We start from the raw sequence: 22,265 nt of genomic DNA, 5'->3' as shown, positions 1-22,265 counted from the left end.
CACCACCGCTGAAACTTTGGGCGGTGGTGTTTTGCTATGCGCAGGCGCCGTATCAGCGCTCAAAGCGTTAGGGATAGAGCGCCTCTACCCCAGCGACGCCTTTGAGCAGCTCCGGGTCGATGGGCGTGCCAGTTTTAATCACGGTGAGCTCGCCGGTGGGCTCAAGGATCATGCATTGCACCTGCGACATGGTGGGGATGCCGGCTTTGCGCACTGCGAAGCGGATGTCGTTGCGGTTCATGTGGCTTTTGCGCAGTTGCTTTTCCACCACTTTGCCATGCGCCACCACGATTCTTGCTCTGCCGTCCAAGGCCTGCCGAATACCCGAGACCGAACGTATGGTGCCAAAGGCCGCCTCTAAACCCATGAGGGTGATCAGACCGACAATACCCGCTGCGAGGGTGGGCGGGTGCCCAACGATCACACGCCCGGCTACGGCACCGAACATGACAATCACCACGGCGTCAAAGGCCGTCATGCGGGCCAGTACGCGAGGGCCAAACAGGTGCACTAAACCAAGAAACACGATGTAGACGACCAGCCCGGCAAGCACCACCACGGGGATGCGTTTGAGCTCGATGGTCATCTGCTCAACGACGAGTCTTTTGAACTCTTCCATGAAGGCTTAGCTTAGCGCCATCACCATCAAAGACCCATGTCCTACCCCAAATCGAAGGTCTGCACCACTGCCCCATAGTCCACCCCGCCCAGGATCAGCGACTGCCCCACCGCAGCTTCAAGCGTGGTGTGCAGCTTTTCGACGCCCACCGCTCGCCTGTGCTGGCGCCATAGCTGGACATGCTGTCCGCGCCCCATCGCGATCGCATCTTCACACACTGCTGCCTGTTCTTCTGCTGAACCCACTCTGATGCTTTGGATCGTGCCGTAGTTATGCACCTGAAATTCTGCGTCTGCAAGCAGCAGTGGGCCGCCAACTTGAGCACTGGCAACATGCTCGTAGCGCCAGTGAACAGGTTGTGCGCCTTTGCGCATGAGCAAAGCGTGTTGCCCGCGTATGGCTACATAAAACTTGGTGGTGTGCAGCAGCAACGTTTGATCGGGGTGCAGGGGCTCCGGCAATGCTCCGAGAATCTCAGCCTGGATGCTGTGGCAGGCCTGCAAGAATTCCTCATCGCTTGCCCCGGGGCCTCCGTGCCGGTTGGCGATTTGTGTGAGCACATCGCTGATGCCCAAGTCTGGTTGGGCGCGCCATATAGCCGCGAGGGCTTCGATAATGCGTTCCTGATGCGTGCTCACGCTATCTGATCTTATCGAGTGCATAAGAAAAGCACCCAAGCGTGATGCTTGGGTGCTTCAACTACGTTGCGTAGCGTGCGTTACTTGATGATCTTGGTAACGCGGCCGGCGCCAACGGTACGGGAGCCTTCGCGGATAGCGAAGCGCAGGCCCTCGTCCATAGCAACAGGCTGGATCAGGGTGACGGACATGTCGACGTTGTCGCCAGGCATAACCATCTCGGTGCCCTCAGGAAGCTTCACAACACCGGTAACGTCGGTGGTGCGGAAGTAGAACTGAGGACGGTAGTTGTCGAAGAACGGGGTGTGGCGGCCGCCCTCGTCCTTGGACAGAACGTAGACGGAACCCTCGAACTCGGTGTGGGGGGTGTAAGCGCCCGGCTTGATAACAACCTGGCCGCGCTCAACGTCTTCGCGCTTGAGGCCACGAAGCAGCAGACCACAGTTGTCGCCAGCCTCGGTGTAGTCGAGGAGCTTACGGAACATCTCGATACCGGTAACGGTGGTCTTGGTGGACTTCTCGCGGATACCGATGATCTCGACTTCTTCGTTCACGTTCAAGGAGCCACGCTCAACACGACCGGTAACCACGGTGCCGCGGCCGGTAATGGTGAAGATGTCCTCGATAGGCATGAGGAAGGGCTTGTCGGTCTCGCGCTCAGGATCCGGGATGGAGTCGTCGCAAGCCTGCATGAGCTCAACGATGGACTGGGTCCACTTCTCGTCGCCCTCAAGAGCCTTCAGAGCGGAGATGTGAACGATAGGAGCTTCCTCATCGTAGTCCTGCTCAGCGAGCAGCTCGCGGATTTCCATCTCGACGAGCTCGATGATTTCCTCATCGTCAACCATGTCGCACTTGTTCAGTGCAACGAGGATGTAAGGCACGCCCACCTGGCGAGCGAGCAGCACGTGCTCGCGGGTCTGAGGCATGGGGCCGTCGGTAGCAGCAACCACGAGGATTGCGCCGTCCATCTGAGCGGCACCGGTAATCATGTTCTTGATGTAGTCAGCGTGGCCGGGGGCGTCCACGTGTGCGTAGTGGCGCTTCTCGGTCTGGTACTCCACGTGGGAGATGTTGATGGTGATGCCACGCTCTTTCTCTTCCGGTGCCTTGTCGATGGCATCGAAAGCGAAAGCCTGGTTCAGGTCCGGGTAGGTGTCAGCCAGAACCTTGGTAATAGCAGCGGTAGTGGTGGTCTTGCCGTGGTCGACGTGACCGATAGTACCGATGTTAACGTGCGGCTTAGTACGCTCGAACTTAGCCTTTGCCACTATGTGTCCTCCTGGACTTCGTGGTGGCTACGATTCCGCAGCCACGAATTGACAGTTCCTGTACGTTCTGGCCACTAATTCGGCAGCCTGGCAGTACAGTGATTACAAATGTGCCAGTTACATGATCCTAGGTTGCACCGGGCTATTTTTCAAACCCGCGATACATTTCCAGGGATCTGCGATGAGGTAACGGCCAGTTCAAGGCTTTCATCTGCTGGGAAAGTCTTCAACCCGCCGCTACCGCACCGCCTTGGCACGAAGTAGTTGGGGTGGGGCGGAGATAACGCTTGTTATCTCACGCCCCGGTTGGCATTAGGAGCCGTTGCGCTCAGCAACGATCTCGTCTGCCACGTTCTTCGGCACCTCAGCGTAGGAGTCGAAGATCATGGTGTAGTTGGCGCGACCCTGGGTCTTGGAACGCAGGTCACCAACGTAGCCGAACATCTCAGACAGCGGCACCTTGGCCTTCACAACCTTGGCACCAGCGCGGTCTTCCATGGCGGACATTTCACCACGGCGAGAGTTGATGTCGCCGATGACGTCGCCCATGTAATCCTCAGGGGTAATAACCTCAACGGCCATCACGGGCTCGAGCAGCACAGGCTTTGCCTTTGCCACGGCTTCCTTCAGAGCCTGCGAACCTGCAAGCTTGAAGGCCATTTCCGAGGAGTCCACTTCGTGGTAAGCACCATCGAGCACGGTGGCCTTGATGTTCACCAGCGGGTAGCCGGCGAGGTAACCGTACTGCATGGCGTCCTGGATACCAGCGTCCACGGAAGGAATGTATTCCTTGGGGATGCGGCCACCGGTAACGGCGTTTTCGAACTTGTAGATGGCGGACTCGCCCTCTTCCAAGGTCTCCACGTCGGGTGCATAAGGCTCCAGGGAGATGATGACCTTTGCGAACTGGCCGGAACCACCGGTCTGCTTCTTGTGGGTGTACTCGAGCTTCTCCACGGGCTTGCGGATGGTCTCGCGGTACGCAACCTGCGGGTTACCCACGTTGGCCTCAACCTTGAACTCGCGCTTCATGCGGTCAACCAGCACGTCGAGGTGAAGCTCGCCCATGCCGCCAATAACGGTCTGGCCGGATTCCTCATCCAACTCAACGGTGAAGGTCGGGTCCTCTTCGGCCAGCTTCTGAATAGCGATACCGAGCTTCTCTTGGTCCGACTTGGTCTTCGGCTCGATGGACACCTTGATCACAGGATCCGGGAAGTCCATGGACTCGAGGATGATCTGGTTGTTCTTATCGCAGAGGGTGTCACCAGTGGTGGTGTCCTTCAGGCCGATGAACGCGTAGATGTTACCTGCGCGAGCCTCGGAAACCGGGTTCTCCTTGTTGGCGTGCATCTGGAAGAGCTTGCCGATGCGCTCGTTCTTGCCCTTGGTGGAGTTGGCCACCTGAGCACCCGGCTCAACCAGGCCGGAGTACACGCGCACGAAGGTGAGCTTGCCAAAGAAGGGGTGTGCAGCAATCTTGAAGGCCAGTGCAGAGAAAGGCTCTTCAACGGAAGGCTTGCGCACGAGTTCCTTGGCCTCGTCGCCGACAGCGTGGCCGTGAACCTCGCCGATGTCGAGCGGGGTGGGCAGGTAGTCGATCACGGCGTCGAGCAGAGGCTGCACGCCCTTGTTGCGGTAAGCGGTACCGCAAAGCACGGGGTAGACCTCGGAGTTCACGGTCATCTTGCGGATGCCGGCCTTGAGCTCTTCGATGGTGAGTTCTTCGCCACCGAAGTACTTCTCCATGAGCTCTTCATCGGACTCAGCAACGGTCTCGACGAGCTGCTCACGGTACTGCTCAGCCTTTTCCTTCAGGTCGGCAGGGATCTCTTCGATGGTGGGTTCAGCACCAGTCTCAACCTTGCCGCGCCAGGTGATGGCCTTCATCTCGAGCAGGTCGACAACGCCGTCGAAGTCGTCCTCAGCGCCGATAGGAAGCTGCATAACCAACGGCTTAGCGCCGAGGCGGTCGATGATGGTCTGCACGGTGTAGTAGAAGTCTGCACCCAGCTTGTCCATCTTGTTCACGAAGCAGATACGAGGAACGTCGTACTTCGCAGCCTGACGCCACACCTGCTCGGACTGAGGCTCAACGCCTTCCTTGCCGTCGAACACGGCAACGGCACCATCGAGCACGCGCAGAGAGCGCTCCACCTCAACGGTGAAGTCCACGTGACCGGGGGTGTCGATGATGTTGATCTGGTTGCCCTCCCAGAAACAGGTCACGGCAGCAGACGTAATGGTGATGCCGCGTTCCTTCTCCTGCTCCATCCAGTCAGTGGTGGACTGACCGTCGTGAGTCTCGCCAACCTTGCGGTTGATACCGGTGTAGAAGAGGATGCGCTCGGTGGTCGTGGTCTTACCGGCATCGATGTGAGCCATGATGCCGATGTTGCGGACCTTGTTCAGATCCTTAAGCACTTCTTGTGCCACGTTATTCCCTAACTTGTGTAGCGGAAGCCGAAGATTCTTCGGCTCACACGGATAGTGTTTCTTCTCAATGCTGCCAGGTTTGTTGGACTTTTGCCCGACGAAGCCTGAAATTTACAGCCTTGAATAGCGTTGGAGCCCAGCCGATGCACGGCAAAGCAACACCACTGGGGTGTTCGCCGCGATCGATTGGGCTCGAAAACGCATGGGACGCGAATTACCAGCGGTAGTGGGCGAAGGCGCGGTTTGCCTCTGCCATCTTGTGGGTATCCTCGCGGCGCTTCACGGAAGCACCGAGGCCGTTGGCAGCATCGAGGATCTCGTTGGCAAGACGCTCAACCATGGTGTTCTCGCGACGCTGACGGGTGAAGTTCACCAACCAACGCAGTGCCAAGGTGTTGGCACGGGCGGGGCGAACGTCAACGGGCACCTGGTAGGTGGCGCCACCGACGCGGCGGGAACGAACCTCAAGGTCAGGCTTGATGTTGCCGAGAGCCTTTTCAAGGGTGAGAACCGGATCGGTGCCGGTCTTTTCCTTGCAGATGTCCAGTGCACCATAAACGATGCGCTGAGCGGTGGACTTCTTGCCGTCGAGAAGCACCTTGTTCACGAGCTGGGTAACAACCTCAGAGCCGTAGACCGGGTCCTTGATTACAGGACGCTTGGGAGCTGCATTCTTACGCATTGTTTACTTCTCCTTCTTTGCGCCGTAACGGGAACGGGCCTGCTTACGATCCTTCACACCCTGGGTGTCGAGAGCACCGCGGATGATCTTGTAACGAACACCGGGGAGGTCCTTCACACGACCACCACGAACGAGCACCATGGAGTGCTCCTGGAGGTTGTGACCCTCACCGGGGATATAAGCAGAAACCTCGATGCCAGAGGTCAGGCGAACACGCGCGACCTTACGCAGAGCGGAGTTCGGCTTCTTCGGGGTGGTGGTGTACACACGGGTGCACACACCACGACGCTGAGGCGAGCCCTTGAGCGCCGCGGTCTTGACCTTAGCGGCCTTATCGTGGCGACCCTTGCGGACCAGCTGTTGAATAGTAGGCATAAACCATCCTTCTAAAACGGGCCGGCCCTCCGCAGACAGCTACTTGGGTACCCGGTGGGGCGATAGTGCTGGAGCTACGAAGAACGAACGAAGCGTAGACACCAATGCCTTTGGCGTCAGCCGACCGTATGACTTGTAGAGATTCTGTGGTCAAAAGCCACAGAGCCAAAGATTCAACATACCGGAGCAGCCCAAACGAGTCAATGCCGAAAAAGAACATTCGGCAACGCCCCACCCTTGGGCTCACCTAAGGCCTAAGACTAAGCCCCAAGACTTAGCTCGCTTGCTCCGCCTGGAGCGCTTGGCGCTCATGCCAATCGGGAAGATCAACCACTAAGGCAACTTCGCCATCGGGCTCCACTACTTTGACCCGTGGGCCTTCAATAAAGATACGGTGCGCACCGGCATCTGCCTGATATGCACCCGGGGAAATTTCATGCGCCGGCTTCCGAAGGATCCCATTGGCCACATACGCCTGATACAGCAGCCCTTCGGGGGTAGCGCAGATGGAGACAAAGTCGTGGCCATTGGTGCCTGCGTAGGCGTATTCCCCTTGGCAACGGGTCACGGAATTGACCAGGTGCCCCCAAGCATCCTCCCCTTGGTGGGTGTGCGCATCTAAGTTTTGTACCGTCGTGCTCTGCGCGATCTCTTCAATACCGTTTGGGCCAACGCTGCCGGTACGGACGTTTTGCACAGCCTCGGTATCGAGTTTTTCCGAGAAAAAGTATGCGCTAGCTACGCAAATACCAAGCACCGTGAGTATGAGTGGTAGTAGTGCAACGATGAAAGACCGAGGCCGAGTCGAGGCCCTCGAGCGCTCCTGCTGCAACCTACTGCACCCCTTGCTTGCTTGCCGCTTTGCTTGTCAGACGAACACCCCAAGGATAGCGCCAACCAAATTCAAATACACATCGAGCCCACCTTCGCAGTCCAGTTCCAGCGCATGCCCCACACCCGTTAGCACCCCTTAGCTGCACCTTATGTGGCAGACGCACATTGAAAGCCTCCGGTAGGATTTTCGCCATGATTGAATCACTGCTCGATGCCCAAGCCCGCGAAATCTCCGCCGTGATTGATGGCGAGGTTCCTGGACGCTTCATCATCGATGACGAAGAAAATATCGAGCAAGCACTGCTGCATGGACTCACCATCCACGCAGTCTTTGGCGTTGGGGATCGCTCCCCCTCGGAAACCTTGGGCACGTTATTAGAACGCGAGCAGATAGCGCTAACCGGCATTGCCGTGCATGTGGCAAAAAAGCTCTTTGGCAGCGATAAGCGCCCGCGCCTGTTTGCACTTGCGGAAACTCCCCCGCCTAGCACCCTCAAGCAGGCCTTGGAAGGCCAAGGCGATGTGGTGGTCCTTGATGGGGTGCGCCTGCCGGGCAATATCGGCGCGATTATTCGTACCGCCGCTGGCCTAGGTGCAGCAGCGGTGGTGTTGGTGGATTCTGGTTTAGATGATGCGCTTGATCGACGCCTCGTGCGCGCCAGCCGCGGGCTGGTCTTTGCCCTGCCAGTGGTGCTGAGCACCAGGGAAGACACCTTGGCTGCGCTTGAGGCTCAGGAAATTCCGCTGGTGAGTTTGGCTGCTGATGCCAGCGAAGCGCTCGCACAGATCGCACAGCTTGAAGGCCGCATCGCTTTGGTCATGGGCAGCGAAAGAAAAGGCGTGTCCACGCAATTGCATGAACACGCCAAGCACCGCTATGCCATTGCGATGCGCGAGGGTGTAGAGAGCCTCAACGTTTCCGTTGCCACCGGCATCGCCTTATATACCCACGGTGCACGAGATCTGGCTTAACGCACATCTCGCTTATTCGACCACAGTGCCAGTGCGATCATGAGCACCAGCCAAACCAGCATCACGGTGCCGTTGAACCAATCCGGTTGATACTGGCCCACCTCGAATCCTCGGGGCTCGCCATTATCCACGCCGAATTGCCCGGCGCGCGTGGTTGGGCTGATCAGCAACAGGTACTTCACAAACTCGAACTTCATCGAGGCCACGTACAAGAGGTTGTCCACCACCAGCGCCAGCGCAAGGGGGATGCTCACACCGGCTGCGGTGCTGCGGGTGAGCATGGCAAAGCCGGTACCCAGGTTCAGCATGGTCAGGGTTTTCAGCGCTGCGGTGCCGAAACTCTCCCAACCCTCGGCCTGGAAGTGAAGATCAGGCATGATCGTGGCGATTACAGCGCTCAAGGCCACGACCACCACGAGCCCCAAGAAGGCGAAGAGGTTCAGCCAGAAAATGCGGGCGAAGATCCAGGAGCCACGGCTGGGTTGGGTGAGCATGGCTTGAGCATGGAGCTTGAAATTCAAGTCGCGGCCAATGGCTGCACCAAAGTAGGTCATGATCAGCGCGTAGAGCATATCGGCTACCAGCGCACCGCTAATGCTCACATCTTGGCTCTCAGTGCCCACAAAGCCTTGAACCAGCACCGGGATCTGCATGAGCACGATGGCGATGCCGAAGGTGATCCAGGTAGAGCGCAGCGTGAGCAGTTTGGTCAGTTCGGACTTTAAAACGTGCATGGCTTATTTGCTCCTATATTCTTGCTCGTTCATGGTGGCTTGGAGGAAACGTTCTTCAAGCCCCGCGCTACGCGAACTCAACCCGGTGATGAGCACCTGGTGCTCCAGGGCGAGGCGGGCAATGCGCTCCCTGGCCTGCTGTTCATCGCCTTCCACCGGAACGCTAAAACCACCTTCGATCGCCTGAGGCTCAAAGCCCTGGCGCTGCAGAACCGCACCAAACTCTTGTTGCGGGGTTTGCACCTCTACCAGTGCATCGCCGAGGAACTCGTCCATGTCATATTCGCCAATGAGCTTGCCACGGCCAATAATCACCAGACGGTCGGCGGTTTGTTGCATCTCTGCCAATAGGTGCGAGGACACCAGCACCGATTTGCCTTCCGATGCGAAGTAGCGGATGGTTTGACGCATCCAGCTCACGCCTTCTGGGTCAAGACCATTGACGGGCTCGTCGAAAAGCAAATGCTGAGGATCACCCAAAAGGGCCGCAGCCACGCCCAGGCGCTGGCGCATACCTAGTGAATAGCCGCCCACCTTAGCCTTGGCCTTTGAGCTCAAACCCACCAAGTCGAGGCACTCATCCACGCGGGAATCCGGAATACCTGCGCCTTGAGCCAACATGCGTAGGTGGTTTCTTGCACTGCGCTTTGGGTCTACCCAGGAGGCATCGAGCAGCGCACCTACTAATTGGGCCTTGTGTTTGCAGGCCTGGACTGGGCCTTCGAAATTGCCGTGGCGCACCGTCACCTTGCCGCTGCTTGGGGCATCGAGGCCCAGCATGCAACGCATGGTGGTGGACTTACCTGAACCATTCGGGCCTAGGAAGCCGGTGACAACACCATCAGGTACGTGGAAACTTAAATCCTGCACGGCAGTGTGATTGCCATAACGTTTTGTTAATCCCTCTACGGTGAACATGACTACCATCATGCACGGCTCGGCCCATCGGGGCATCCGACCGGGGTATGAGCTTTGGAAAATCAGCCCCGGGGATGATCTCTTAGCAATTCGGCCTGCGTGACCATCCCATGCCGAAACGCAAAGAGCACCGCCTGCACGCGATCCCGGGAATCAGTTTTGGCCAACACCTTGCCCACATGGGTTTTGACCGTAGGCATAGAAATATAAAGCTCCCGGGCAATTTCTGCGTTGCTGAGCCCCTTGGCAATGAGCACCAGAATTTCTTCCTCGCGCGGTGTGAGCGGATCAATCAACTTCAGCGGCACGCGCTGTGAAGCAGTCTCGGGTACAGAGGCGCGCATATGCTGCAGCAGGGTGGATGTGGCTTGGGGGCTAATCACCGCATCACCTGCGGCAACGGTACGCACAGCCTCGATGAGGGCTTCCGGTTCGGTGTCTTTGAGCAAAAAGCCCGAGGCGCCATGTTCGAGCGCGCCGATCACATAGGCATCGGCGTCAAAGGTAGTAAGCACGACGATTTTGGCCGGGTTGTTCTTGAGCGCCTGAATTGCCTGAATGCCATTCATGACCGGCATCTGAATATCCATCAAGATCACATCGACGGGCTGCGTTTGCGCCAGATGCACAGCTTCTTTGCCATCGGCGGCCTGCCAGCTAACGAGCAGATCGGGTTGAGAACTGAGCACCATGGCAAAGCCTGCGCGAACAAGACGTTGGTCGTCGACAAGCCCAACGCGCACTACCTCATGATCCATGCTTGCACCTTCCAACCTCCCGGATAGCGTGTCGAGGATCCCCATTGCGCATCCCCACCGTGAATCCTGGCGCGTTCGCGGATACCGATCAAGCCGCGCCCAAAATCCTTGGGCAAACCATCAAGGCCTTGGCCGGGGGCATTGTCCATGGTGATGGTGATCTGCGTGTCCCAGTCGATGGCCAAGGTGGCGTCCACGGCCCCTGCGTGCTTGAGAGTATTGGTGATGCACTCCTGCACAATTCGGTACACCGTCAGCGACTGAGCCTCGCTGAGTTGGCCGGGTTGGGATTGCTCAACAAAATCGATGCGCAGACCATTGCGCTGAGCTTCTCGCAGCAAGTGCGTAATCTGCTCACTGCCTGGGGTTATGTCTTGGCTTCGCTCATCTTCATGCAGCACGGAAAGCAAAGAGCGCATCTGGCCGAGTGCCCGGCGCGCCTCCTGGCCGATGGTGCTGAGCGCTTCTTGGGCCATCTCGGGGTGTTGCTTGGCAGCAAAACGCCCGCCATCGGCCTGGGCGATCACCGCCGTAAGAGAATGGGCGACAATATCGTGCATTTCTCGGGCGATGCGGCTGCGTTCGGTCAGAGCCGCAAGCTCTGCGCGTGCCTGTAAATCGGCGAGGCGGAGTTGTTTTCTTCGGGAGTTATTGCCAAGCAGCCAGAAGAACCCGATGGAAACCACGCACAGCACCGCACCGACCGCCAGCGCACCGGCTATGTCCTTTTCGGGGTCTGCTAATAATCCTTTCGCCTCGGTGGTGCCGATGAAGCGGAAGAAGAGCAGGAACATGCCCGACACGCTGGCGAGGACCATGCCGGCGAGTACCCAAGGGCGATACCGTTGCAGATTTTTAGCTAGAAGCCATGCCTGCCAGCACACCAACCCGTAGATCGGTAGGACGTATTGGCCCAGCCCAGTCACGGCAATGAGCACCAGTGCGCCAACAATCATCCAGGTGCCCACACCAAAGCGGTAGCGCTGCACCACAAGCGCCGAGATCAGGGTGGCCACGGCGATGTTGCCGAGGATTTGCCAGGATGTGCCCGTAGCCGAAGGGGATACCAGACGCACTGGCAGCAGCACCCAGAGCAGTGCTACCACGAGAAGGAGCTGCAGGGTGATGCGCTTGAGCTTGGGCTTGAGCTCGGGCTTGGCCTTGGCCGCACTCGACGCCTTGGTGCTTGCAAGCGTTGGGTCTTCGGTTTGTGGTTGGGATTGCTGGTGAGTGGGATCCATGGTGGCTGTTAGCATAAGCAGCCTTCGAGCTGCTCACATGCTACCTGGGTATGAGTTTTTTTATTCTGCTTCCCACTCGGTCATATAAAAGCTTGCAGCAAGATCACCGTCGGCGTCATAGACATCCACCTCGGCGCCATCGATTTCGATGGTATTGGGTTTGGCATCGATGGTGTATTCGGCCTGACCATAGCGCGTGGTCTTGCCTTCTAGCTCCAAGGCCTTGCCATTGAACCAGCCCTTATACACCCTGGTACCGCCGCTTCGGCACACCGAGACGTAGTCGGTGCCATTCGTTGCCGCATATTCAGGATCCGAGCATCCGGTGGCGTTATTCATCAGATCACTCCAGTTTTTGCTGTCAGGTTCCGATGTCACCGTCTGCCTCACGGTCGTGCGATCCGTCACCGTCACCGGCGGCTGCACTCGCTCTGTCACCGTCACCGGGGCCGGTTCTTCAACCGTAACGGTGGTCTGGGTGGTGGCCGGCGCCTCCGCTACTTCTTCGTCATCACCACGAGCAGTAAAGAACCACACAGCGAGGATCCCGAGGATCACGATGAGGGCTGCCACCGCGGCAAGCCACCAGTTATTCCGTCGAGGTTCCGGCGTTTGTGGTGGTTGTTGCCATTGGCTTGTCGACGTTTGCCACTGCTGCTCATCGGACCATTGTGGTTGCTGCTGTGGCGATCCCCATTGCGTCATCTTGCTGCCTTCTTATCTCATCCGTACTTCGTTTTTTCGAACACGCCATCCTTGGAGCTATACAGCAGGGATGGTGCTAAAGCCCTCTGGGCCGCGCTGTTGGCCTTGCCCAGGAGTGGGCGACTGCACAGGCTGCGGCTCCGGTTGCTCCTGGCCTGATTGGCGGGTTGGCGTTTCTGATTTCTCGTTGTTGCTGCTTGGATCAGTAGAGGAAGACGCCGCTGCCCCAGCGGGGGCATCGAGGCTATCAAGGTGCGGTTCGATTGCCTGAGCGATCTTCGTCAGTACTACTTGCCCAGACTCATAGGTGCCATCGGCGGGTTTGGTGGCAATAGCGATGGCAGTATCACCTACCAAGCCGAATTGGCGCACCAAATAGGCACCACTGGTATCCGGGCCCCAGCCGCCCTTGAAGCGCGCACCTTCGAAGGTGCCGAGGCCATAATCTTGGCCTGCGACAACCTCACCCATTGCCTCCAGCACCGGCGCTGCCCCATCAAGGGTGGGCAAGGCGGCGGCAAAGCTTGCCTGTTGCCCGGTGGAGAACAGGGCCTGGCCAAAAGGAGAGAACTGCGCACGGGTTTTTTCTGCCGGCACATCTACTTCCACCCCGGCTTCTGCCAGCACCTCTTCCACTGCGGCCGCTGCCTGTTCGCCACCACCGAGGGCATCCCACATCTGCATGGCTGCGTCATTGTCCGACTGCGTAATGGCCAAGACCATGGTGGGCTCAAGGGAGGGATCCTGGCGCAGGGCAGCGATCGACAGCGGCACCTTGATGGTGGACCATGCCTCTTGTCGAGGAGCCAAATTGCCAGCGAACTTCGGCTCCTGCTCTACCCCACTGCTGATAGCCAGCGACACCCGTGAGCCCGTATCCGCCTCTACATCGGCTACGGCATCGAGGATGGCTTGAGGCAGATCCGCTGATACTCCCTGATCCGGCGTGGAACTTTCGGCCGTGGTGGTGGAAGTGACGGTGGAACGTTCGTCCTTCTGGACATCTTCGGGGAACATGCAGCTGGATAGCAGCAACGCTGCCCCTCCCAGGGCAGCGGCTACGCGAAGGTACTGCTTAGGCAATGTAGACATTGGCGTTATTACCTCCGGTGCAGTGCACATACTGGCCGTTATCAGAGCAAGTCATCTGGTAGGTTTGCCCGGTCACCGCGGAGTACACCTGCAAGGTGGGGCTGGTGTTTTTGGTGCTGCGGTATTCATCGCTAAAGGCCTTGGCCACAGCCATGGCGAAGACATCGGAGGTAGGACCGGACTTCCACACATTATCCAGGTTGCCGGACTGGCGACCTGATTTCGCGCCCTGGCTTACAGCCTCCACGGAGGAAGGAAGGTTCGGCCTTGCGGGGCGCTGTTCCTTCTTCTTGCTGGTGGTGGTCTGGGTAGCCTCGGCGCTATTGTCAGGCGGCACCGTGGTCACCACAGTCACGGGATCTTGATCCGTGGCCTGAACATCGTCGCCCTTGTTATTTTGCAAAACGTAATAGCCCACGGCTGCTGCCGCTAGCAGCACGAGCACCGTAAGCAGCACCACCAGCCAGGTTTTCGATCCGCCCTGCTGTTGGTACACAGGAGCAGCCTGCATGGGCTGTTGATACTGGTTTTGGGGATATGGCTGCGCCGGTTGTTGATACGCCGGCGGTGCATAGGCAGTTTCCGGGAACTGCTGCTTAGGCGTTTCAGGCTGAGAGGCACCCTGTGGCGGGAACATGCTCGTCTCTGGGGTCTGAGGCTGCTCACCCCAACCACCACCGGCGAAGTCCTCCTCGGCGTAATCTGGCTGATCGTTCCACTCGTTTTTGCTCACAGACAGTCATTCTAAGCGCAGGGGTGGGCTTGCGGGGGCAGTCTTTGCTGCGGGAAGTAGCATGAGTAGCCATGAGTGATGAAGCCCTGCAGCCCTGCCCCGAGTGCCAAAGCGAGTACACCTATGAGATGCCACCGCTATTGGTGTGCCCCGAATGCGCCCACGAGTGGCAGCCCCAGGAGGAAGAGGTTGCAGAGCAACACCCGGTGATCAAAGATGCCGTTGGCAATGAGCTTTTCGACGGCGACTCGGTCACCGTAGTCAAAACCTTGAAGGTCAAAGGCTCACCCCAGGGCATTAAGGCTGGTACGAAGGTGCGCAATATTCGCCTGCTGCCAGAAGCCAGCGATGGCCACGACATTGACTGCAAGATCGATGGTTTTGGTGCGATGAAGCTCAAATCCTCCGTCGTGCGCAAGGCCTAAGGGCAAAAAGAAAAGCTCCCGGTGTTCCAGTTAAGGAACATACCGGGAGCTTTGTGCTTGTCTAGCGCTTAGAGGTCGTATGCCTCATCGAGCGGCACAGACTTGCCCACGAACTCACCGAAGGTTTCATCGCCGTAGACGGATTCACCATAGGTGGGGATGGAGTAGGCGGCGTTGCGCGCAGCCTCGGTGGGCTTGACCGAGATGTTGCGGTAACGCGAGATGCCGGTACCGGCCGGGATCAGCTTACCGATGATCACGTTCTCCTTGAGGCCGATGAGCTTATCGGAGCGCTTGTTAATAGCGGCATCGGTAAGCACACGGGTGGTCTCCTGGAAGGAGGCCGCGGAGAGCCAGGATTCGGTTGCCAGCGAGGCCTTGGTAATACCCATGATCTCGCTACGCAGCTCGGCGGGCTGTCCACCGGAGGCCAGTGCCTCGGCATTGGCTGCCTTGGCTTCGGAGAGATCTACCAGGGTACCGGGCAGGAACTCGGTGGAGCCCGACTCGATCACGGTGCCGCGACGCAGCATCTGGCGGATGATGATCTCGATGTGCTTGTCGTGGATGGCCACACCCTGGGCGCGGTACACATCCTGCACTTCGTCTACCAGGTGCTGTTCCACACCGCGGCGACCAAGTACCTCAAGCACGTCGTGAGGATCGGCAGGGCCGCGCAGGAGGCGGTCGCCAACCTCAACGTGATCGCCTTCAGCCAGCGTGCGTTCGATCATGGCACCCGGGTTGGATTCCATGGGCACGCGCACAGTGGCAAGACCCTGGCGCTTGGAGAGCTTCTCGTAGACCACATTGTCGGATCCATCGTCCGGGGTAATGGTCAAGGTGTAGAAGTTGCCCTCGTCTTCCAGGTGCACGGTGCCGGCAACCGAAGCGATCGGCGCGCGGTTCTTTGGTACACGAGCCTCGAAGAGCTCCTGCACACGCGGCAGACCACCGGTAATGTCGCCACCCACACCACCTTGGTGGAAGGTACGCATGGTGAGCTGAGTACCGGGCTCACCAATGGACTGTGCAGCCACGATGCCGACGGCCTCGCCGATATCGACGAGCTGGCCGGTAGCCATGGACTTGCCGTAGCACTTGGCGCACACGCCGGTGGCGGTCTGGCAGGTCAGTACCGAACGCACCTTGATCTGCTCAACACCAGCGGCGATGATCTTCTCGATGGCAGCCTCGGTGAGGTTCTCACCAGCAGCAACGAGCACTTCGCCCTCGGAGTCCTTGATATCGGTGGCAGCCACACGGCCGGCCACAGAGGTTTCAATCAAGGCGTTACCGGTGTAGGAAGTGACCTTGCCTTCGGCATTCTTCACGGCCTCGGCTACGGGCACTCGGATACCAAGGCGGGTACCGCAGTCTTCCTCGCGCACGATGACGTCCTGTGCGACGTCGACAAGCCTACGGGTGAGGTAGCCGGAGTCGGCGGTACGAAGCGCAGTATCGGCCAGGCCCTTACGCGAACCGTGGGAGTTGTTGAAGTACTCCAGCACCGACAGACCTTCACGGAAGGAGGTCTTGATCGGGCGGGTGATGTAGTCACCCTTGGAGTTCACAACCATGCCCTTCATGCCGGCCAGGGTCCAGATCTGACGCATGTTACCGGCAGCACCGGACTTCACGATCATCGGGATCGGGTTGTCGTCGGGGTACAGATCCTCGACGGCCTGACCAACTTCGTCGGTGGCATCCTTCCACAGTTCCACCAGGCGGTCGTAACGCTCGCGCTCGGTCAGCGCACCCTGCTCCCAGTACTTGCGCTCGATCTTGCGGGCCTCGGCCTCGTAGTTTTCGAGCATCTCGTCCTTGTTGGGAAGCACGAGCACGTCGGACATGGCGATGGTGACACCGGAACGGGTTGCCCAGTAGAAGCCGGCATCCTTCATCTTGTCCATGGTTTGAGCCACGGTGATCATGGGGTACTTGGCGGCGAGATCATTAATCACATCGCCAAGCATGATCTTGTCGGAACCGCCACCCTTACGCACCATGACGCCTTCAAGGTAGGGGTAGTTCCACGGCAGCAACTCGTTGAACATGACACGACCCAAGGTGGTGTCTGCCAACCAGGTCTGACCCTGTTGCCAGCCATCGGGGAACTGCTCTGCCTCGATGTCTGCCGGCGGGCGCAGGTGAGAAATACGCACCTTGATCTTGGCCTGTAGGCCAAGCACGCCACGGTCGCGCGCCATGATTGCCTCGGCGTAGGAGGAGTACACGCCCTGTGCAGGCTGATCATCGCTAGCAGGCTTGTAGGCACCCTCGCCACCGAGCTCGCCTTCGGCCTTGTCCATGGTGAGGAAGTACAGGCCGGTAACCATATCCAGACGCGGCATAGCCAGGGGCTTACCCGAGGCAGGCGAAAGGATGTTGTTGGAGGCGAGCATGAGGATGCGGGCCTCTGCCTGTGCTTCTGCGGAAAGCGGCAGGTGCACAGCCATCTGGTCGCCGTCGAAGTCGGCGTTGAAGGCTTCACAGGCCAGCGGGTGTAGCTGGATGGCTTTACCTTCCACCAGCTTCGGCTCGAAGGCCTGAATACCCAGGCGGTGCAGGGTAGGCGCACGGTTGAGCATCACTGGGTGCTCAGCAATGGCCTCTTCCAGCACGTCCCACACCTCGGGGCGCTGGCGTTCCACCATGCGCTTTGCGGAGCGGATGTTCTGGGCGAAGTCATTTTCCACCAGACGCTTCATCACGAAGGGCTTGAACAGCTCCAACGCCATGAGCTTGGGCAGACCACACTCATGCAGCTTGAGCTGCGGGCCGACGATAATCACCGAACGGCCGGAGTAGTCAACACGCTTACCCAGCAGGTTCTGACGGAAACGGCCAGCCTTACCCTTGAGCAGGTCGCTCAGGGACTTCAGCGGGCGGTTGCCCGGACCAGACACCGGACGGCCACGACGGCCGTTGTCGAAGAGCGCGTCCACAGATTCCTGCAGCATGCGCTTTTCGTTGTTCACGATGATCTCAGGAGCACCGAGATCGATCATGCGCTTGAGGCGGTTGTTGCGGTTGATCACACGACGGTAGAGGTCGTTGAGGTCCGAGGTGGCGAAACGGCCACCGTCGAGCTGCACCATGGGGCGAAGCTCCGGCGGGATCACCGGGATGCAGTCGAGCACCATGCCAGCCGGGTCGTTACCCGAACGCTGGAATGCAGCCACAACCTTCAGGCGCTTGAGCGCGCGCATCTTCTTCTGGCCCTTGCCATTGTTGATGATCTCGCGCAGCTCCTCGGCCTCGGCGTCGAGGTCGAAGTTGCGAATCAGGGTCTGAATGGCCTCAGCACCCATGCCGCCGGTGAAGTAATCCTCGTAGCGGTCGATGAGCTCTTCGTAGATGGACTCATCGATGATCATCTGCTTCGGGGCAAGCTTGACAAAGGTCTGCCAGATTTCCTCGAGGCGGTCGATCTCACGCTCGGCACGCTCGCGGATGTGCTGCATTTCCTTATCGGCTGCATTTTGCACCTTGCGGCGCGCATCAGCCTTTGCACCTGCGGCTTCAAGCTCTGCGAGGTCTTCCTCAAGCTTTTGGGCACGCTCTGCAATATCGGATTCTGCATCGGCCTCAACGTCCTTCTTTTCTAGAAGCATCTCGGCTTCCAGGGTGGACAGGTCGTTGTGGCGAGCTTCCTCATCAACGCTGGTGATGATGTTCGCAGCGAAGTAGATGATGCGCTCAAGATCCTTAGGAGCAAGGTCAAGCAGGTAGCCCAGGCGTGAAGGCACGCCCTTGAAGTACCAGATGTGGGTCACGGGCGCGGCCAACTCAATGTGGCCCATGCGCTCACGACGCACCTTGGACTTGGTCACCTCAACGCCACAGCGTTCACAGATGATGCCCTTGTAGCGCACGCGCTTGTACTTACCGCAGGCACACTCCCAGTCGCGGGTGGGGCCGAAAATACGCTCACAGAACAAGCCGTCCTTCTCAGGCTTGAGCGTGCGGTAGTTAATGGTCTCCGGCTTCTTAACCTCACCTTTGGACCAACGGCGGATGTCGTCGGCGGTGGCCAGGCCGATGCGGAGTTCGTCGAAGAAGTTGACGTCGAGCACGTAACTCCCTTTCCCCCTAATGCTTAGGGGCTCGTTAAAAACTATTTGCTTTCTTTGAATGTCCGCCTGCAGGGAGCTTTTCGACGCTCATGTGCGCCTTGAAAAGCCGTCCCCTACAGACCTGGCGTTATGCGGTGTCGGCGTCCGAACGCTCGTCGCGCGACAGGTTGATACCAAGGGAGGCACCAGCCTGGTCGAAGTCGTCCTCGTCGGAACCGGACAGTTCCATCGGGGTGCCGTCTGCGGAAAGCACTTCCACGTTCAAGCACAGCGACTGCAGCTCCTTGAGCAACACCTTGAAGGACTCGGGGATACCCGGATCCGGGATGTTCTCGCCCTTGACGATCGCCTCGTAGACCTTCACACGGCCAACCACGTCGTCCGACTTGATGGTCAGCAGTTCCTGCAGGGTGTAGGCAGCGCCGTATGCCTGCATTGCCCACACCTCCATCTCGCCGAAGCGCTGGCCACCGAACTGAGCCTTACCACCCAGCGGCTGCTGGGTAATCATGGAGTACGGGCCGGTGGAACGTGCGTGGATCTTCTCGTCCACCAGGTGGTGGAGCTTGAGGATGTACATGTAGCCAACCGAAACCGGGTACGGGAAAGGCTCGCCGGAGCGACCGTCGAAAAGCTGTGCCTTACCGTCGGCATCAACCATGACGTCGCCATCGCGGTTGGGGCGCGAGTTGGCAAGAAGGCCAGCCAGCTCATCGTTGGAAGCACCGTCGAATACCGGGGTGGAGGTCAGCGAACCGGCAGGAACGCTGTAGAGCTCCTCGGGCAGCATCTTCATCAGCTCGGCGTTGGCGGGATCATCGGTGTCGATTTCCCAACCAGCGGCGGCCAACCAACCAAGGTGCACTTCCAGCACCTGGCCGATGTTCATACGACGCGGCACACCGTGGGTGTTCAAGATGATGTCGACAGGGGTGCCATCGGGCATGAAGGGCATGTCCTCGGCAGGCAGAATCTTGCCCACAACACCCTTGTTGCCGTGGCGGCCAGCTAGCTTATCGCCGTCCTGGATCTTGCGCTTTTGAGCAACATAGACGCGGATCATCTCGTTCACGCCGGGGGCGAGATCGTCGTCGTCCTCGCGGGAGAAGCGACGCACACCGATCACCTTGCCGGTTTCACCGTGCGGCACCTTCATGGAGGTATCGCGAACCTCGCGGGCCTTCTCACCGAAGATGGCGCGCAGCAGGCGCTCTTCAGGGGTCAGCTCGGTTTCACCCTTCGGGGTGACCTTACCCACCAGGATGTCGCCGTCACGCACGTCAGCACCGATGCGCACGATACCGCGCTCATCGAGGTCTTTGAGTACGTCTTCGGAAACATTCGGCAGCTCACGGGTGATTTCCTCGGCACCGAGCTTGGTGTCGCGGGCATCGATCTCGTGCTCTTCGATGTGGATGGAGGTGAGCACATCTTCTTCAACCAGGCGCTGGTTCAAGATGATGGCGTCCTCGTAGTTGTGGCCTTCCCAAGGCATGAATGCCACGAGCAGGTTGCGGCCAAGCGCCATCTCACCGTTGTGGGTGCCGGGGCCATCGGCAATAACCTGGCCAGCCTCGACACGGTCGCCGATGTTTACCAGCGGCTTCTGGTTGTAGCTGGTGCCCTGGTTGGTGCGCTCGAACTTACGCAGACGGTAGGTATCGCGGATGCCCTCATCGTCCATGATGGTGATGAAGTCTGCAGAGACGTTTTCAACGGCACCGGACTTCTTGCTGATCAGCAGGTCGCCGGCGTCGTAGGCGGCACGCATCTCCATGCCGGTACCAACCAGCGGAGCCTCGGAACGCACCAGCGGCACAGCCTGACGCTGCATGTTCGCGCCCATGAGGGCACGGTTTGCATCGTCGTGCTCCAGGAAGGGAATCATGGCGGTTGCCACGGAAACCATCTGGCGGGGCGAAACGTCCATGTAGTCGATGGCGTCGCCGGAAACGACCTGGATATCGCCGTTCTTCACGCGCACGGTGACGCGCTCTTCGAGGATCTTGCCGTCCTTATCAAAAGGAGTGTTGGCCTGGGCCACCACGTAGCGGTCTTCCTCATCAGCGGTGAGGTAATCAACCTGATCGGTGACAACACCGTCGACCACCTTGCGGTAAGGGGTCTCGATGAAGCCGAAGGCGTTCACGCGGGCATAGGAAGCCAGCGAGCCGATCAGACCAATGTTCGGGCCTTCGGGAGTCTCGATCGGGCACATACGGCCGTAGTGCGAGGGGTGCACGTCGCGCACCTCGATGCCGGCGCGCTCGCGGGAGAGGCCGCCGGGGCCAAGCGCAGACAGACGGCGCTTGTGGGTAAGACCAGACAGGGAGTTGTTCTGGTCCATGAACTGCGAGAGCTGGGAGGTGCCGAAGAACTCGCGGATTGCAGCCGAAACGGGACGCACGTTGATCAGCGAGGTAGGCGTGATCGATTCTGCGTCTTGGGTGGTCATGCGCTCACGCACGACGCGCTCCATGCGGGAAAGACCAACGCGAACCTGGTTTTGGATCAGCTCACCCACGGTGCGCAGACGACGGTTACCGAAGTGGTCGATATCGTCCGTTTCCACGGGGATGACGGTGCCCTCAGGGGAGGTCATGCTGGTTTCACCTGCGTGCAGGCGCACCAGGTATTCGATGGTGGTAGCGATGTCTTCTTCGGTGAGAGTCATCAGACCCTCGTTATCGCCGCCAAGACCGAGCTTGCGGTTGACCTTGTAACGGCCCACCTTGGCTAGGTCATAGCGCTTTGCGCGGAAGAAGGAATTATCAAGCAGCGACTGAGCCAGATCGCGAGTCGGCTGCTCACCTGGACGCTGCTTGCGGTAGATCTCCAGCAGCGCTTCATCGGTGCTAGCAACATTGTCTGCCTCAAGGGTAGACATCATGATCTCGGAGAAGCCGAAGCGCTCCTTGATCTGCTCGGTGGTCCAACCCAGAGCCTTGAGCAGCACGGTGACGGGCTGGCGACGCTTGCGGTCGATGCGAACGCCAACGGTATCGCGCTTGTCCACGTCGAACTCAAGCCATGCACCGCGGGAAGGAATCACCTTCACGGAGTGCAGGGGACGCTCGGTGGACTTGTCGATGGTCTGGTCGAAGTACACACCAGGGGAACGAACAAGCTGCGACACCACAACACGCTCGGTGCCGTTGACAATGAACGTGCCCTTGTCGGTCATCATCGGGAAATCGCCGATGAACACCGTCTGAGACTTGATCTCTTGGGTGTCGTTGTTAATGAACTCCGCCGTGACGTAGAGAGGCGCGGAGTAGTTGATGTCTTTATCTTTAGCCTCGTCGATGGTGTTTTTCATGTCCTCGAAGCGTGGCTCCGAGAGCGACAAAGACATATTGCCGGAGTAATCCTGAATGGGAGAAAGCTCCTCTAGGATGTCCTCCAACCCGCTGGTTACGCGGGCATCAGGGCCTAATTCCTCCTGCTTTTTGGCGCGCCACTCAGGCGTACCAATCAGCCATGCAAAGGAATCGAGCTGAATATCGAGAAGTCCCGGGACCTCGATAGGTTCGGTAATTTTTGCGAACGAATAACGTTCGGGAGCCCCAGGGATGTCGGCCTTGGTCTGGCGGGAGACTGCCAAGATGGGTCCTTCCAGCACCTCGCGCGGATGATGGCCCCGCAATATTGACCACCAAAACCGCTGGTAAATGAGCATTTCGGTCTGCTAAGGAATCATCGTGCACAGATAGCACGGAATGACCTTGTCAAGTTGTCGTTTTCCTCGAACTT

The 22,265-nt window shown here is 58.8% G+C and carries 18 protein-coding genes; 2 read left to right on the top strand and 16 right to left on the bottom strand.

What is annotated here, in order from left to right:
• Window positions 1-67: 67 nt before the first annotated feature.
• From IEU99_RS04855 to IEU99_RS04825, 7 genes are all read right to left on the bottom strand, one after another.
• Window positions 68-619 carry a DUF421 domain-containing protein gene (locus IEU99_RS04855; RefSeq protein WP_128890503.1) on the bottom strand — a complete coding sequence of 184 codons (552 nt, stop codon included), beginning with the start codon at window positions 617-619 and terminating at the stop codon, window positions 68-70.
• A 41-nt stretch (window positions 620-660) separates the two neighbouring features.
• Window positions 661-1,257: a hypothetical protein gene (locus tag IEU99_RS04850; RefSeq protein WP_128890504.1), complete on the bottom strand. Its 597-nt coding sequence runs from the start codon at window positions 1,255-1,257 to the stop codon at window positions 661-663.
• 80 nt (window positions 1,258-1,337) lie between these two features.
• Complete coding sequence (gene tuf / locus IEU99_RS04845) at window positions 1,338-2,528, bottom strand: elongation factor Tu (RefSeq protein WP_128890505.1); 1,191 nt, start codon at window positions 2,526-2,528, stop codon at window positions 1,338-1,340.
• Window positions 2,529-2,840: 312 nt separating this feature from the next.
• Complete coding sequence (gene fusA / locus IEU99_RS04840) at window positions 2,841-4,964, bottom strand: elongation factor G (protein ID WP_128890506.1); 2,124 nt, start codon at window positions 4,962-4,964, stop codon at window positions 2,841-2,843.
• A gap of 214 nt (window positions 4,965-5,178) precedes the next feature.
• Window positions 5,179-5,646: a 30S ribosomal protein S7 gene (gene rpsG, locus IEU99_RS04835; protein WP_123935314.1), complete on the bottom strand. Its 468-nt coding sequence runs from the start codon at window positions 5,644-5,646 to the stop codon at window positions 5,179-5,181.
• A gap of 3 nt (window positions 5,647-5,649) precedes the next feature.
• The gene (rpsL, locus tag IEU99_RS04830) at window positions 5,650-6,021 is read right to left on the bottom strand and encodes a 30S ribosomal protein S12 (protein ID WP_128890507.1); all 372 of its coding nucleotides are present in this window, start codon (window positions 6,019-6,021) and stop codon (window positions 5,650-5,652) included.
• A 274-nt stretch (window positions 6,022-6,295) separates the two neighbouring features.
• The gene (locus IEU99_RS04825; protein ID WP_128890508.1) at window positions 6,296-6,778 is read right to left on the bottom strand and encodes a hypothetical protein; all 483 of its coding nucleotides are present in this window, start codon (window positions 6,776-6,778) and stop codon (window positions 6,296-6,298) included.
• A 269-nt stretch (window positions 6,779-7,047) separates the two neighbouring features.
• On the opposite strand from IEU99_RS04825, the gene IEU99_RS04820 reads away from it, so the two are divergent.
• On the top strand, window positions 7,048-7,827 hold the full coding sequence (locus tag IEU99_RS04820; RefSeq protein ID WP_128890509.1) for a TrmH family RNA methyltransferase: 780 nt from the start codon (window positions 7,048-7,050) through the stop codon (window positions 7,825-7,827).
• On the opposite strand, the gene IEU99_RS04815 is transcribed toward IEU99_RS04820, so the two are convergent.
• Genes IEU99_RS04815 through IEU99_RS04785 form a run of 7 tightly spaced genes read right to left on the bottom strand, consistent with a single transcriptional unit; the run spans window position 7,824 to window position 14,008 of the window.
• Window positions 7,824-8,561 (bottom strand): hypothetical protein, encoded by a 738-nt coding sequence (locus IEU99_RS04815; protein WP_128890510.1) that lies wholly within the window; start codon window positions 8,559-8,561, stop codon window positions 7,824-7,826. The two genes, IEU99_RS04820 and IEU99_RS04815, sit on opposite strands and share 4 nt — an antisense overlap.
• A gap of 3 nt (window positions 8,562-8,564) precedes the next feature.
• Window positions 8,565-9,488: an ABC transporter ATP-binding protein gene (locus IEU99_RS04810; RefSeq protein ID WP_128890878.1), complete on the bottom strand. Its 924-nt coding sequence runs from the start codon at window positions 9,486-9,488 to the stop codon at window positions 8,565-8,567.
• 53 nt (window positions 9,489-9,541) lie between these two features.
• Window positions 9,542-10,237: a response regulator gene (locus tag IEU99_RS04805; protein WP_128890511.1), complete on the bottom strand. Its 696-nt coding sequence runs from the start codon at window positions 10,235-10,237 to the stop codon at window positions 9,542-9,544.
• Window positions 10,222-11,478, bottom strand: coding sequence for a sensor histidine kinase (locus IEU99_RS04800; protein ID WP_164931192.1), 1,257 nt, complete (start codon window positions 11,476-11,478; stop codon window positions 10,222-10,224). The genes IEU99_RS04805 and IEU99_RS04800 overlap by 16 nt, the downstream gene beginning before the upstream one ends.
• Before the next feature lie 60 nt (window positions 11,479-11,538).
• On the bottom strand, window positions 11,539-12,183 hold the full coding sequence (locus tag IEU99_RS04795) for a hypothetical protein (protein ID WP_128890513.1): 645 nt from the start codon (window positions 12,181-12,183) through the stop codon (window positions 11,539-11,541).
• A gap of 57 nt (window positions 12,184-12,240) precedes the next feature.
• Window positions 12,241-13,275: a hypothetical protein gene (locus tag IEU99_RS04790; RefSeq protein WP_128890514.1), complete on the bottom strand. Its 1,035-nt coding sequence runs from the start codon at window positions 13,273-13,275 to the stop codon at window positions 12,241-12,243.
• Window positions 13,259-14,008, bottom strand: coding sequence for a hypothetical protein (locus IEU99_RS04785; RefSeq protein WP_128890515.1), 750 nt, complete (start codon window positions 14,006-14,008; stop codon window positions 13,259-13,261). The genes IEU99_RS04790 and IEU99_RS04785 overlap by 17 nt, the downstream gene beginning before the upstream one ends.
• Before the next feature lie 71 nt (window positions 14,009-14,079).
• Here IEU99_RS04785 and IEU99_RS04780 point away from each other — a divergent pair, with 71 nt between their 5' ends.
• The gene (locus IEU99_RS04780) at window positions 14,080-14,433 is read left to right on the top strand and encodes a zinc ribbon domain-containing protein YjdM (protein WP_128890516.1); all 354 of its coding nucleotides are present in this window, start codon (window positions 14,080-14,082) and stop codon (window positions 14,431-14,433) included.
• A gap of 68 nt (window positions 14,434-14,501) precedes the next feature.
• Here IEU99_RS04780 and IEU99_RS04775 read toward each other — a convergent pair whose 3' ends face one another.
• Window positions 14,502-18,512: a DNA-directed RNA polymerase subunit beta' gene (locus IEU99_RS04775; protein ID WP_128890517.1), complete on the bottom strand. Its 4,011-nt coding sequence runs from the start codon at window positions 18,510-18,512 to the stop codon at window positions 14,502-14,504.
• Window positions 18,513-18,639: 127 nt separating this feature from the next.
• On the bottom strand, window positions 18,640-22,134 hold the full coding sequence (rpoB, locus tag IEU99_RS04770; protein WP_164931193.1) for a DNA-directed RNA polymerase subunit beta: 3,495 nt from the start codon (window positions 22,132-22,134) through the stop codon (window positions 18,640-18,642).
• Window positions 22,135-22,265 lie beyond the last annotated feature (131 nt).

This window comes from Corynebacterium pelargi, from assembly GCF_014635485.1.
Taxonomy (GTDB): domain Bacteria; phylum Actinomycetota; class Actinomycetes; order Mycobacteriales; family Mycobacteriaceae; genus Corynebacterium; species Corynebacterium pelargi.
The sequence above is the reverse complement of the archived record's forward strand: the minus strand, read 5'-3'. Positions and strand labels throughout refer to the sequence as shown.